The sequence below is a fragment of the Pseudomonas sp. TWI628 genome (genome assembly GCF_039673865.1).
In the GTDB taxonomy this organism is placed as follows: domain Bacteria; phylum Pseudomonadota; class Gammaproteobacteria; order Pseudomonadales; family Pseudomonadaceae; genus Aquipseudomonas.
Window position 1 is genome coordinate 98,515 of sequence record NZ_JBDJMM010000007.1, and the last position, 13,334, is coordinate 111,848.

Annotated in this window: 10 protein-coding genes; 5 read left to right on the forward strand and 5 right to left on the reverse strand. The window is 64.4% G+C overall.

The features are described 5' to 3' along the window. Both ABE528_RS07460 and ABE528_RS07465 read left to right on the forward strand, forming a co-directional pair. A complete protein-coding gene (locus ABE528_RS07460; protein WP_346652569.1) occupies positions 1-1,725 on the forward strand; it encodes a putative 2-aminoethylphosphonate ABC transporter permease subunit in 1,725 nt (574 codons plus the stop codon). Between the two features lie 30 nt (positions 1,726-1,755). Beyond that, a complete protein-coding gene (locus tag ABE528_RS07465) occupies positions 1,756-2,781 on the forward strand; it encodes a putative 2-aminoethylphosphonate ABC transporter substrate-binding protein (protein ID WP_346652570.1) in 1,026 nt (341 codons plus the stop codon). Between the two features lie 56 nt (positions 2,782-2,837). On the opposite strand, the gene ABE528_RS07470 is transcribed toward ABE528_RS07465, so the two are convergent. Continuing rightward, positions 2,838-4,202, reverse strand: a complete 1,365-nt coding sequence (locus tag ABE528_RS07470) for a GTPase/DUF3482 domain-containing protein (protein WP_152955514.1) — start codon at positions 4,200-4,202, stop codon at positions 2,838-2,840. Further along, entirely contained in the window at positions 4,195-5,586 is a 1,392-nt protein-coding gene (locus ABE528_RS07475) for a DUF2868 domain-containing protein (protein WP_346652571.1), read from the reverse strand. Before ABE528_RS07475 ends, ABE528_RS07470 begins: the two co-directional genes overlap by 8 nt. 54 nt (positions 5,587-5,640) lie before the next feature. On the opposite strand from ABE528_RS07475, the gene ABE528_RS07480 reads away from it, so the two are divergent. After that, the gene (locus ABE528_RS07480; RefSeq protein ID WP_152955516.1) at positions 5,641-6,156 is read left to right on the forward strand and encodes a dihydrofolate reductase; all 516 of its coding nucleotides are present in this window, start codon (positions 5,641-5,643) and stop codon (positions 6,154-6,156) included. A gap of 34 nt (positions 6,157-6,190) precedes the next feature. Here ABE528_RS07480 and ABE528_RS07485 read toward each other — a convergent pair whose 3' ends face one another. After that, positions 6,191-7,582 carry an L-cystine transporter gene (locus ABE528_RS07485; protein WP_346652572.1) on the reverse strand — a complete coding sequence of 464 codons (1,392 nt, stop codon included), beginning with the start codon at positions 7,580-7,582 and terminating at the stop codon, positions 6,191-6,193. Positions 7,583-7,824: 242 nt separating this feature from the next. Between ABE528_RS07485 and ABE528_RS07490 the strand changes: the two genes are divergently transcribed. Further along, the gene (locus ABE528_RS07490) at positions 7,825-8,880 is read left to right on the forward strand and encodes a haloacid dehalogenase-like hydrolase (RefSeq protein ID WP_152955518.1); all 1,056 of its coding nucleotides are present in this window, start codon (positions 7,825-7,827) and stop codon (positions 8,878-8,880) included. 92 nt (positions 8,881-8,972) lie between these two features. Here ABE528_RS07490 and ilvD read toward each other — a convergent pair whose 3' ends face one another. Beyond that, positions 8,973-10,814, reverse strand: coding sequence for a dihydroxy-acid dehydratase (gene ilvD / locus ABE528_RS07495; protein ID WP_152955519.1), 1,842 nt, complete (start codon positions 10,812-10,814; stop codon positions 8,973-8,975). Between the two features lie 479 nt (positions 10,815-11,293). Between ilvD and ABE528_RS07500 the strand changes: the two genes are divergently transcribed. Beyond that, positions 11,294-11,968 carry a magnesium transporter gene (locus ABE528_RS07500; protein WP_346652573.1) on the forward strand — a complete coding sequence of 225 codons (675 nt, stop codon included), beginning with the start codon at positions 11,294-11,296 and terminating at the stop codon, positions 11,966-11,968. A gap of 38 nt (positions 11,969-12,006) precedes the next feature. On the opposite strand, the gene ABE528_RS07505 is transcribed toward ABE528_RS07500, so the two are convergent. Continuing rightward, positions 12,007-13,203, reverse strand: a complete 1,197-nt coding sequence (locus tag ABE528_RS07505) for a class I SAM-dependent rRNA methyltransferase (protein ID WP_110632876.1) — start codon at positions 13,201-13,203, stop codon at positions 12,007-12,009. Between the last annotated feature and the right edge of the window lie 131 nt (positions 13,204-13,334).

A 13,334-nucleotide genomic window follows, 5' to 3' on the forward strand; every position in this document is an offset into this window, starting at 1 on the left:
ATGGCCGCGCCAATGTCCCTGCCGGTGACCCAGGCCAAGGATGTGCGACGCGGTGACGTCGCCCTGGGTGACCGCCTGTTCGTCATCGGTGGCAAGAGCCTGCTGCTGGTCCTGCTGTTGCTGGCCGTGGTGATGCCGCTGCTGGCCATTTTCTGGAAAGGTTTCAGCGGTGAAGCCGGCCAGGGCGGTGGCTTGCTGGCCGCCCGTGAACTGTTCGCCAGCGCAAACTTCCACTGGCTGCTGGGCAACAGCCTGTCGGTGGCCTTCAGCGTTGCGGCAATCGTGGTGCCGCTGGCCTACCTGTTCGCCTACGCCCTGCAACGCACGCTGATTCCGGGCAAGGGCCTGTGGCGCGGCATCTCGCTGCTGCCGCTGTTGGCGCCGTCGATGCTGCCGGCGATTGCCCTGGTCTACCTGTTCGGCAATCAGGGCCTGCTGCGTAGCCTGCTCAACGACAACATCTACGGCTTCTGGGGCATCGTCCTCGGCGAGGCCATCTACACCTTCCCCCATGCGCTGATGATCCTGCTTTCTGCCTTGTCGCTAGCCGATGCGCGTCTGTTCGACGCGGCGTCGAGCATGGGCGCCGGGCCGTGGCGGGCATTCAGCAGCATCACCTGGCCAGCCACGCGTCAGGCGGTGTTCGCTGCGTTCTGCCTGGTGTTCACTTTGACCATCACCGACTTCGGCGTGCCGGTCGTGGTGGGGGGCGACTATCAGGTGCTGGCGCTGGAAGCCTACAAGGCGGTGGTCGGCCAGCAGCAGTTCGGCCGTGGTGCGTTGATCGGCATGGTGCTGCTGCTGCCGGCGCTGCTCAGCTTCGGCGTCGATGCCTGGCTGCGTCGGCGCCAGGGCGAGGCCATGAGCGGCCGCGCCCAGGTGTTCGAGCCCAAGCGGTCGCGCTGGCGTGACGCCTGCTTCCTGGCCATCGTGCTGCTGGTCTGCGCGGCGCTGCTGGTGGTGATCGGCATGGCGGTGTACTCGTCGCTGGTGACGTTCTGGCCGTACAACCTGACCCTGTCATTCAAGCACTACAGGTTCGACGACACGGCCGGTGGTGGCTGGCTGGCCTATCGCAACAGCGTGACCATGGCCCTGTGCAGCGCATTGATCGGCAGCTTGGTGATTTTCACCGGCGCCTACCTGATGGAGAAAACCCAGGGCCAGCGCTTGCTCAACCAGGCCCTGCGCCTGCTCAGCTTCATCCCCATGGCAGTGCCCGGGTTGGTACTGGGCCTGGGCTACGTGTTCTTCTTCAACCTCAATGGCAACCCGCTGCACGTGTTCTATGGCGGTATGGCGCTGCTGGTGCTGTGCACCATCGCCCACTACCTGACCACCGCGCAGATGACCGCCGCCACCGCGCTGCGCCAGCTCGACGGCGAGTTCGAGGCCGCCGCACTGTCGCTCAAGGCGCCGCTGTACAGGCACTTCGTGCGGGTCACGGTGCCGATCTGCCTGCCGGCGCTGCTGGACATCATCCGTTACCTGTTCGTCTCGGCAATGACCACCGTGTCGGCGGCAATCTTCCTCTACAGCCCCGACACCCTCCTCGCCGCCGTCGCCGTGTTGAACATGGACGATGCCGGCAACGTCGGCGGTGCTGCCGCCATGTCGACCCTGATCCTGCTGACCAGCGCCGCGGCTTCCCTGCTGCTGGCCGCTGCTTCCCGCGGCCTGTTGCGCCGCTCCCAGGCCTGGCGCCAGCGCGCCCCAGGCCATTGACCGACTGCCCACTCTGATAGGAAACGCATCATGTTCAAGCCCCTTGCACTTGCCGTTGCCGTATCCGCCGTCTTCAGCCTGCAGGCTACGGCCGCAGCCACCCAGCTGACTGTCTACACCGCCCTGGAAGCCGAGCAGCTCAAAAGCTACAAGCAGGCTTTCGAAAAGGCCAACCCGGACATCGAGATCAAGTGGGTGCGTGACTCCACCGGCATCATCACGGCCAAGCTGCTGGCCGAGAAAGACCGCCCGCAAGCCGACGCGGTCTGGGGCCTGGCCGCCTCCAGCCTGGCCATCCTTGACCAGAACGGCATGCTCGAAGCTTATGCGCCGAAAGACCTGGGCAAGATCTCCGCGAACTACCGCGACGCCGCCAACCCGCCAGCCTGGGTCGGCATGGACGTGTGGGCCGCGACCATCTGCTTCAACACCGTCGAAGCCGAAAAGCAGGGCCTGAGCAAGCCGGTGAGCTGGCAGGACCTGACCAAGCCTGAATACAAGGGCAAGATCGTCATGCCCAACCCGGCTTCGTCCGGCACCGGCTTCCTTGACGTGAGTGCCTGGCTACAGACCTTCGGCGAGCCGCAGGGCTGGGCCTACATGGACGCCTTGCACCAGAATATCGGCCAGTACGTGCACTCCGGTTCCAAGCCGTGCAAGCTGGCGGCGGCGGGTGAATTCCCGATCGGGATTTCGTTCGAGTACCCCGCCGTGCAGCTCAAGCGCCAGGGCGCGCCGCTGGATATCGTGCTGCCGAAGGAAGGCCTGGGCTGGGAGATCGAGGCGACCGCTGTGATCAAGGGCTCGCCGAAGGCTGACGCTGCCAAGCGCCTGGCTGACTTCTCGGCAAGCCCGGCGGCCATGGCGCTGTACAAGGACAACTTTGCCGTACTGGCCGCGCCGGGCATTGCCAAGCCGCAGACCGAGCTGCCGGCCGACTATGAACAGCGCCTGATCAAGAACGACTTTGCCTGGGCCTCGAAAAACCGCGACCAGATCCTCGGTGAATGGCGCAAGCGCTATGACGGCAAGTCGGAGAAAGTGGCACAACAATAAGCCCCAGCAGTGAAGCCTCTTCGTGGGCATGCCCGCGAAGAGGCTTCACTGCACAGTCAGATCTGTGAAACCAACGCCTCCAGCTGCTCCTGCCGCTCAGCTTGATTCAGCTTCGCCCCGGGATTGAGCGTCGACCACTGCGGATGCGCCCGCGCCTTGCTCAAGGCTTCGGGCAGCTTGCCCTCGCGCCAGGCCTTTTCATCCAGCTCGCCCAGCCGAATGCTGTCCTGCGCCGCATGCCCGCGCCCCTCCAGCGCCACCATCAACTGCTGTTGACGCAACGCGAGCAGCCGCAGCACGGTGTCGTCGACTGTCAGCTCGCGCTGCCCCTTCAACTTGCCCATCAACCGCGATCCATAGTTACGTGCGGTCTGCAGTGCGCCACCGGCAATCGCGCCTGCCAACGCTGCGGCGCCTAAAGTCAGCCCGCCCACCAGCAGATCGACCCCGGCACCGGCAGCTGCACCGGCCGCGACGCCGCTACCCAGGCGCACACCCAGCAATTTCAGGGTCTCGGGATTGAACAGGTCATCGCCCCAGCGCCCATCCAGCAGTGGCAGATCACCGGCATTGGCATCCTCACGGCGGAAGGCATACAGCTTGAGCAGTGCCTCCACGCATCGCTGCTCGCGCTGGCGCACATCCTGGCGCAAGGCCTCGATGGCCTTGGCTTCAGCCGCTGGCTCGGCCTCGACGCTGCGTCGGCAGGCCGCGCAATCGAGCAGCAATTCGGCGATCAGCCGTTTGCCGCTGCGCTGGCGTGCCAGGCGCTGGGCTTGCTGGTCGTCGATCAGCCGTTGCAGGGCCGGGCGGGCGTCTTCCAGCAGCAGCGCCAGGCTTTCGTACAGCCGGCGTTCACCATCTTCCGGCGGGGCCACGCTGTCGAACCGCACCAATGCGTGAAGCCCAAGCCGGGCAAGGGCTTCACGCCATTGCGGTTCGCGGTGCTGGGTGCTGGCGACGAAGTTGAGCACTGGCAGCAAAGGCTTGCCGCAGCTGGCCAGCACTTCCAGTTCGTCGCGGTACTTGGCCAGCACCGGCTCGCGGGCGTCGATCACATACAGGCCAGCATTGCTCGCCAGCAACTGGCGCAGCACCTTGGCTTCCTGCTCGAAGCGCTGGCGTGCCTCGCTGCCCTGCAGAAAACGTTCGAGGCGGGCCGGGCCGTCCAGGCGTTCGCCGGGGCGCTCCAGACGTTCGAGGTAGTCGAGCAGGCTGATAGCGTCTTCCAGGCCAGGGGTGTCGTAGAGTTCCAGCAGTGGTTCGCCGTCCACCGACAGCCGCGCACCCTCGACATGGCGGGTGGTGCTGGGGCGGTGCGAAACTTCGCCGAAGCTGACATCGCGGGTGAGCGTGCGTAGCAGCGAGGTCTTGCCGACGTTGGTGTGGCCGACCACGGCCAGTTTCAGCGGCTCAGTCATGGCCATGCTCCAGCCAGGTCAGGGGCGAAGTGTCGGCATGGGGCAGGCCGAGGCGGTCGAGGGCGTCATGCCAGTCGCCCAGGCGTTCGGCATCCAGGGCCTGGCCGGGGTCTGCCTGAAGCAGCCAGATACGTGTGGCCCCGGCATTGCGCGCCAGCTCTGCGAGCAGCGCCAGGCTGCCGCGATCGGGTGAGCGACGTGGGTCGCAGGCGATGGCCAGGCGTGCCGGCGGGAAGCGGCTGAGCTGTTCGAGCAGCTTGTTACGCGATTCGCGGCTATCGAGCACACCCGCGTCGGTCACCGTTTTGGGCAGGGCAGGCGGCCAGGGGCGTTGGTCGTCGAGTTCCAGGCCGACCAGCAAGGCGCCGCTGCTGCCGCCTTCCAGTTGGCCGGCCTGGAACTGTGGCAGGGCATCGGGAGCGGCATCCTGCACACCGATGCGTTCGCTGCGTGGCATCAGTGCATCGCGCAGTTGCGCGAAGCCGGGCAGGCTGAGGTCCAACGCCAGATGGGCACGGCCCTGGCGCCAGCGCCACAGGCACAGCCCGGCCAGCAGCAGGCGCGGCAGCAGGCCGTACACCAGCGCCACGCCGAGCAGCCAGCTGGCCCAGGCCTGGCGGGCGGCATCCAGGGCGGGGAAGGTATCGCCACTGGCACGGATCATGGCCTCGTCCGGCACGGCGAAACCGAGCAGCGAGGGCAGGGCGCCGAGGGCCTGGGTCAGGTGGACGAACGGGTTGGCAGCCAGCAGCGTGGTTTCCCAGACGAAGCCGTATCGGCGGGTAGCCAGCAAGGCCAGCAGCATGCTCAGGGCGGCGACCATCGCCAGCAGCCACAGGCCGTGCACCAGCACCCCGAGCAGCCAGCGGTTCAGGCGCTGGCGTTGCAGCAGCACCAGCAGCGCCGGCGCCAGGTGTGCGGCCTTGGCGTCGCGGGCGAAGCGTTCGCTCATCCACAACCACAGGCGGCCGAGGCTGGCGCCGTGTTCGCCGCTCAAGGCAAAGCCCACGGCCCAGCCCAGCAGCATCAGCAGGTTCAGCCCGAGCAGGCTGCCCAGGGCCCAGAACACATTGACCGGGCGCTGGCCGTCGCCCAAGGCGGCGAAGGCCAGGCCTGCGCCGCTGAATACGGCCAGCAGCATCAGGGTCAGCAGCGCCAGGCGGGCGCCCTGCTTCCAGTGGCGCAGGGCCGTGGTCATGCCATCGCGTTCGGCGAGGAACAGCGCGCGGGTTTCGATGCGCGCTGCCAGGTCACCGCCCACTTGGCGGGCGTGGCGGTTTGCCTCCTGATCGTCCAGGAGGCCTGCGTGTTCCTCGCGCAGGCGTACCGCTTCGGTGAGCCAGCGCTTGTCCAGTGGAGTCGGTGCAGTCACAAGGTCTTCCATTGCGTGGTTCAGGGCAGAAGCATAACCCACACACCCGGTGCTATCCTCGCTGGCATGAATACATCACTCCCCCTCAGCCTGATCGCGGCTCACGCCGAAAACCGCGTGATCGGCATCGACAACACCATGCCCTGGCACCTGCCGGGGGACTTCAAGTACTTCAAGGCCACCACCCTGGGCAAGCCGATCATCATGGGGCGCAAGACCTGGGATTCACTGGGCCGGCCGTTGCCGGGGCGGTTGAATATCGTGGTCAGCCGGCAGGCGGGCCTGCAACTGGCCGGGGCCGAGGTGTTTGCCTCGCTGGAGGCCGCAGTGGCGCGGGCCGAGCAGTGGGCGCGTGAGCAGGGCGTTGGCGAGCTGATGCTGATTGGCGGGGCGCAGCTGTATGGGCAGGCGCTGGAGAAGGGGCTGGTGAGCCGGATGTACCTGACGCGGGTGGAGTTGAAGCCGCAAGGAGATGCCTGGTTCCCGGCGTTCGATGAGGGCCAGTGGAAGTTGGTGTCGAGCGAGGCTCAGGCTGAAGAAGGCAAGCCTGCGTACCACTTCGAGGTCTGGGACAAGGTTTGAGATAGCCGGGGCCGCATAGCGGCCCCAAACATTGTCAGGTATGACTCAGCTCGGCATGTTCATCGCCGGCCAGCACTGCCTTGTCGGTCTCTTTCAGCAACTGGCTGGTCACCACACCCGCGGTCATCGAGCCATTCACGTTCAATGCCGTGCGGCCCATATCGATCAGTGGCTCCACCGAAATCAGCAGCGCCACCAGTTCGACCGGCAAACCCATGGCCGGCAGCACGATCAACGCGGCGAAGGTGGCACCACCGCCGACGCCAGCCACACCCGCCGAACTCAGCGTCACGATCGCCACCAGGGTCGCGATCCACAGCGGGTCGAAGGTATTGATGCCCACCGCCGGCGCCACCATCACGGCCAACATGGCTGGATAGAGGCCCGCGCAGCCGTTCTGGCCAATGGTGGTGCCGAACGATGCACTGAAGCTGGCAATCGACTGCGGCACGCCAAGGCGACGGGTCTGCGCTTCGATGTTCAGCGGGATGCTCGCAGCGCTGGAGCGGCTGGTGAAGGCGAAGGTGAGCACTGGCCAGACCTTGCGGAAGAAGCGCAGCGGGCTCACGCCGGTGGTGGCGAGGATGATGCCGTGGACCACGAACATCAGCGCCAGGCCCAGGTACGACACCACCACGAAGCTGCCCAGCTTGAGGATGTCTTCCAGGTTCGAGCTGGCCACCACCTTGGTCATCAGCGCCAGTACGCCGTAAGGGGTGAGCTTCATCACCACGCGTACCAGGCGCATCACCCAGGCCTGCAGGGTATCGATGGCCGACAGGGCGCGCGCGCCCTTCTCGGCGTCGTCCTTGATCAGTTGCAGCGCGGCCAGGCCGACGAACACGGCGAAGATCACCACGCTGATGATCGAGGTCGGTTTGGCCCGGGCCAGATCGCCGACCGGGTTGCTGGGGATGAACGACAGCAGCAGCTGCGGGATATTCAGGTCGGCAACCTTGCCCACGTAGTCGCTGTGGATAACCTGCATGCGCGCGCTTTCCTGGGCGCCGGCCACCAGGCCTTCGGCACTCAGGCCGAACAGGTTGGTCAGGACAATGCCGATCAGTGCGGCAATGGCGGTGGTCAACAGCAGCGTGCCGATGCTCAGCACGCTGATGCGGCCGAGCGACGAAGCGTTGTGCAGGCGGGCCACGGCGCTGAGGATGGAGGCGAAGATCAACGGCATGACGATCATCTGCAGCAGGCCGACATAGCCGTTGCCGACCAGGTCCAGCCAGCTGATGGTAGCCTTGAGTACCGGGTGGCCGGCGCCGTAAATGCTGTGCAGGGCCAGGCCGAACGCGACGCCCAGCGCCAGGCCCAGGAGGACCTTCTTGGCCAGGCTCCAATCGGTACGGCCGGTTTGTGCCAGGCCTAGCAGCAGGGCCAGGAACGCCAGCAGGTTGAGGGACAACGGCAGGTTCATTGAAGCTCCAGGAAAAAGCAGAAGAAGCATCGCCTCTGGTGAGCGATTGCGAACGGAAATGCTAACAGCATGAAAACAAACGAATTTATACCCAAAAGTAATTTACTTAGTCGTTTATGGAATAACTGGCAGTCGCGGATAGCAATGCGCGCGACGTTTACAGTTCTGTGAAGGTCGTTGTGAGGGGCCGGAATCGGCGAATGATGCACTAGTTTTTCCGGGTCATTTCAGGAGATTCGCACATGAAGTTCGCTCCGAAAGCCCTCGTCCTGGGTTTGTCCCTGCTGTTTAGTGTCGAAAGCTTCGCCACCGAGCTCAAGCACTGGCCCGCCGATGCAGCCAAGCAGCTCGACGCCATGATTGCCGCCAATGCCCACAAAGGTAACTACGCGGTCTTTGACATGGACAACACCAGCTACCGCTACGACCTCGAAGAAGCGCTGCTGCCGTTCATGGAAAACAAGGGCCTGCTGACCCGCGACAAGCTCGACCCGTCGCTCAAGCTGATCCCGTTCAAGGACACTGCCGAGCACAAGGAAAGCCTGTTCAGCTACTACTACCGCCTGTGCGAGATCGACGACATGGTCTGCTACCCGTGGGTGGCGCAGGTGTTTGCCGGCTTCACCCTCAAGGAACTCAAGGCTCAGGTCGATGAGCTGATGGCCTCGGGCAAGCCGATCCCCAGCACCTATTTCGAAGGCGACCAGGTCAAGGCCATCGAGGTACAACCGCCGAAGGTCTTCACTGGCCAGGCCGAGCTGTACAACAAGCTGATGGAGAATGGTATCGAGGTGTACGTGATTTCGGCGGCCTCCGAGGAACTGGTGCGCATGGTCGCTTCCGATCCCAAGTACGGCTACAACGTCAAACCGCAGAACGTGATTGGTGTCAGCCTGTTACTGAAGGATCGCGCGAACGGCCAGCTGACCACGGCGCGCAAGCAGATAAGCGCCGGGCAGTATGAGGCCAAGGCCAACGAAGGGCTGGAGCTGACGCCTTATCTGTGGACCCCCGCCACCTGGATGGCGGGCAAGCAGGCGGCGATCCTGACTTACATCGATGAATGGAAGAAGCCGGTACTGGTGGGAGGCGATACGCCAACCAGCGATGGCTACATGCAGTTCCATGGCGTAGATGTGAACAAGGGCGGCATCCACCTGTGGATAAACCGCAAGGCCAAGTACATGGACCAGTTGAACGGCATGATCGCGAAGAACGCGGCGGCGCAGGCCAAGGAAGGGTTGCCGGTGACGGCAGACAAGAACTGGGTGATCGTGACGCCGGAGCAGATCCAGTAGGCCTCGTATTGCCTGCACTGGTCTCTTCGCGGGTACAGGCATAAAAAAACCGGCGCTCAGGGCGCCGGTTTCTCATTCACGCAGTCAGAGCCTCACAGCCCTTCGAGCATCGCCTTGTTACGCACAGCACCCTTGTCGGCACTGGTCGCCAGCAGGGCGTAGGCCTTCAGCGCGGTGGTTACCTTGCGTGGGCGCACTTCAGCCGGTTTCCAGCCTTTCTTGTCCTGCTCGATGCGACGGTGAGCCAGCTCTTCGTCGCTGACCAGCAGGTTGATCGAACGGTTGGGAATGTCGATCAGCACCTTGTCGCCGTCGCGCACCAGGCCGATGGCGCCGCCAGCAGCGGCCTCCGGCGAGGCGTGGCCGATCGACAGGCCCGAAGTACCGCCCGAGAAACGGCCGTCGGTGAGCAGGGCGCAGGCCTTGCCCAGGCCCTTGGACTTCAGGTACGAGGTCGGGTAGAGCATCTCTTGCATGCCCGGGCCGCCTTTCGGGCCTTCGTAACGGATGATCACGATGTCGCCGGCCTTCACTTCGTCGGCGAGGATGCCGCGCACGGCGCTGTCCTGGCTCTCGAAGATCTTCGCGTTGCCTTCGAACACGTGGATCGATTCGTCGACGCCGGCGGTCTTCACCACACAACCGTCGACCGCGATGTTGCCGTACAGCACGGCCAGGCCGCCTTCTTGCGAGTAGGCGTGCTCGAAGCTGCGGATACAGCCGTTTTCACGGTCGTCGTCGAGGGTTTCCCAACGGGTCGACTGGCTGAACGCGGTCTGGGTCGGGATGCCGGCCGGGCCTGCCTTGAAGAAGGTGTGCACGGCTTCGTCATCGGTCTGGGTGATGTCCCACTTGGCGATGGCTTCTTCCATGCTGCGGCTGTGCACGGTCGGCAGGTCGGTGTGCAGCAGGCCGCCACGGGCGAGCGAACCGAGGATGCTGAAGATGCCGCCAGCGCGGTGCACGTCCTCCATGTGGTACTTCTGGATGTTCGGCGCCACCTTGCACAGCTGCGGCACCTTGCGCGACAGGCGGTCGATGTCGCGCAGGTCGAACTCGACTTCACCTTCCTGGGCAGCAGCGAGCAGGTGCAGGATGGTGTTGGTCGAACCGCCCATGGCGATGTCGAGCATCATGGCGTTCTCGAACGCCTTGAAGTTGGCGATGCTGCGCGGCAGCACCGACTCGTCGTTTTCCTGGTAGTAGCGCTTGCACAGCTCGACGATGGTGCGGCCAGCGGTGAGGAACAGCTGCTCGCGGTCGGCGTGCGTGGCCAGGGTCGAACCGTTGCCCGGCAGGGCGAGACCTAAGGCTTCGGTCAGGCAGTTCATCGAGTTGGCGGTGAACATGCCGGAGCACGAACCGCAGGTCGGGCAGGCACTGCGCTCGTACTCGGCGACTTTCTCGTCGCTGGCGGTGGAGTCAGCGGCGATGACCATGGCGTCGACCAGGTCCAGGCCGTGGCTGGCCAGCTTGGTCTTGCCGGCTTCCATCGGGCCGCCGGAAACGAAGATCACCGGGATGTTCAGGCGCAGGGCGGCCATCAGCATGCCGGGGGTGATCTTGTCGCAGTTGGAGATGCAGACGATGGCGTCGGCGCAGTGGGCGTTGACCATGTACTCGACGGCGTCGGCAATGATCTCGCGGCTTGGCAGCGAGTACAGCATGCCGTCGTGGCCCATGGCGATGCCGTCATCGACGGCGATGGTGTTGAATTCCTTGGCCACGCCACCGGCGCGTTCGATTTCGCGGGCAACCAGCTGGCCCAGGTCCTTCAGGTGCACGTGGCCCGGGACGAACTGGGTGAACGAGTTGGCGATGGCGATGATCGGTTTCTTGAAGTCTTCGTCCTTCATCCCGGTGGCACGCCACAGGGCGCGGGCGCCGGCCATGTTGCGGCCTTGGGTGGAAGTCTTGGAACGATAATCAGGCATGAAACACTCCTGGCGGCTTAATCAGGTCACAAAAAGGGGAGTGAGCTTCTCTTGTCCTTTGTACCGCAGGCCGGTTGCCACAGGCACGGATGGGGCCGAAGACCGCGCGGGATCGCCGCGTGCTTGGGCAGAGCTCATAAACCCGCCGGGGATGACTGGCGATGAATAGGCCGATTCTACACCGCTCGCGCGGAGAGGGAATGAAGATGTGTCTGGACGGTGGTTCGGGAAGGGCTCCCGACTGCTCGTAGGACGCTTCTGAAACGACGTGTGCGGGGCTGACCTTGCCGCCTGTGCTGGCTATCATCCGCCGCGCCGCATGTGCGGCTTCACGAGAAATTACCTCAATGGACCTTCCCAGTTTCAGTTCACCACGAACTTGCAAATTGGCACTGAGTGCGTCAGCGCCAGGGCTTGCGAAGGCTTGAACCTCTGAGGTCTAGGCTCGCAGGTGCCTGCGCTGGCGCCTGGAGACTCGTATGTATTCTGTCTGCGCAAACTGCATCCGCTGCAAAGAACCGCTCTCGCATGGCCAGACCAGCGAAGCGCTGGAAAAGCTTCGCCAGGAGGTGACCGAAGACTTCCACAAAGGTGCATCGATCACCAATCACGTCGGTAACCTGCGCAATGCCACAGTCGTTCTGCTGTATCGCAAGCGAGTGCTATGGCTGGTGCTGCTGGTATTTGGCAACCTGTTTTCCGGTGCCGGTATTGCTGCCTTTGAAGAAACCATCGCCGCGCACATCGTGCTGGTGTTCTTCCTGCCTCTGTTGGTGGACAGCGGGGGGAACGCGGGAGCGCAGTCGGCCACCTTGATGGTACGGGCGCTGGCGACGGGGGAAGTGGTCATGCGCGACTGGATGCGCATGCTAGGTCGCGAATGTGGGGTGGCGTTGGCGCTCGGCGGCACCATGGCCTTGGCGGTGGCATCGCTGGGGGCTCTGCGAGGTGGCGCTGACGTCGCTTTGATAGTGGCCAGCAGCATGCTGGTTATCGTATTGATCGGTAGCCTGATCGGCATGAGCCTGCCGTTCCTGTTTACTCGCGTGAAGCTCGACCCGGCTACCGCCAGTGGTCCGTTGGTGACCTCGATCGCCGATGCGGCGGGGGTGCTGGTGTACTTCGGGATTGCGTCGCAGGTGCTGGAAATCTGATACCGGTCCGGGGCGCGTCGCGCCCCGGACCTTGCGGATCAGCTGTTCGGCAGCAACCGACAGGTGATGCTCTTGATGTAGCGGGTTTCGGCGATGGCTGGATGCACCGGGTGATCCGGGCCCTGACCGCCGCGTTCGAGCAGCTGCAGGTTGCGGTCCAGGTGGCGGGCGCTGGTCAGCAGGATGTTGTGCAGGTCGTCCTCGGGCAGGTGCATCGAGCACGAGGCGCTGACCAGGATGCCGTCCTTGCTCAGCATGCGCATGGCCTGCTCGTTGAGGCGGCGGTAGGCCGCTTCGCCGTTTTTCAGGTCTTTCTTGCGCTTGATGAAGGCGGGTGGGTCGGCAATGATCACGTCGAAGCGCTCTTCGGCGGCCTTCAGCTCACGCAGGGCCTCGAACACGTCACCTTCGATGCAGGTCAGCTTCTCGCTGATGCCGTTCAGCGCGGCGTTGCGCTCGACACCATCCAGGGCAAAGCCCGAAGCATCCACGCAGAACACTTCGCTGGCGCCGAACGCGCCGGCCTGCACGCCCCAGCCACCGATGTAGCTGAACAGGTCGAGCACGCGCTTGCCTTTGACATACGGTGCCAGGCGCGCGCGGTTCATGCGGTGGTCGTAGAACCAGCCGGTCTTCTGGCCTTCGCGTACCGGGGCTTCGAACTTGACGCCGTTCTCTTCCAGCGGGACCCAGTCCGGCACTTCGCCGTAGACGGTTTCGACGTAGCGCTGCAGGCCTTCGGCGTCGCGGGCGGCGGAGTCGTTCTTGAACAGGATGCCGCTAGGCTTGAGCACCTGGATCAGCGCCGCGATCACGTCGTCCTTGTGCGCTTCCATGGTGGCCGAGGCCAGCTGCACCACGAGGATGTCGTAGAAGCGATCGACCACCAGGCCCGGCAGCAAGTCAGAGTCGCCGTATACCAGGCGGTAGCACGGCTGGTCGAACAGGCGCTCGCGCAGCGACAGGGCGACGTTCAGGCGGTGTACCAGCAGCGACTTGTCCAGCGGCAGCTTGATGTCACGCGACAGCAGGCGGGCGCAGATCAGGTTGTTCGGGCTCAGCGCGACGATGCCCAGCGGCTTGCCGTTGGCAGCTTCGAGTACTGCCTGCTGGCCGGCCTGGAAGCCTTGCAGCGGGGTCGCGGAAACGTCGACTTCGTTGCTGTAGACCCACAGGTGGCCGGCGCGCAGGCGGCGGTCGGCATTGGCTTTGAGGCGAAGGCTGGGCAGGGACATGACGTCGCTCCGGGAAAAAAGAGCGGGATTATAGCCTGTTGGCCCCTTGCCTGCTGCAGGCCAATGCCGTGAGGAGCCCGGAACAGACACCAATTGTCTGAATTTTTACCCCGCCGCCCACCTTCGGTGAT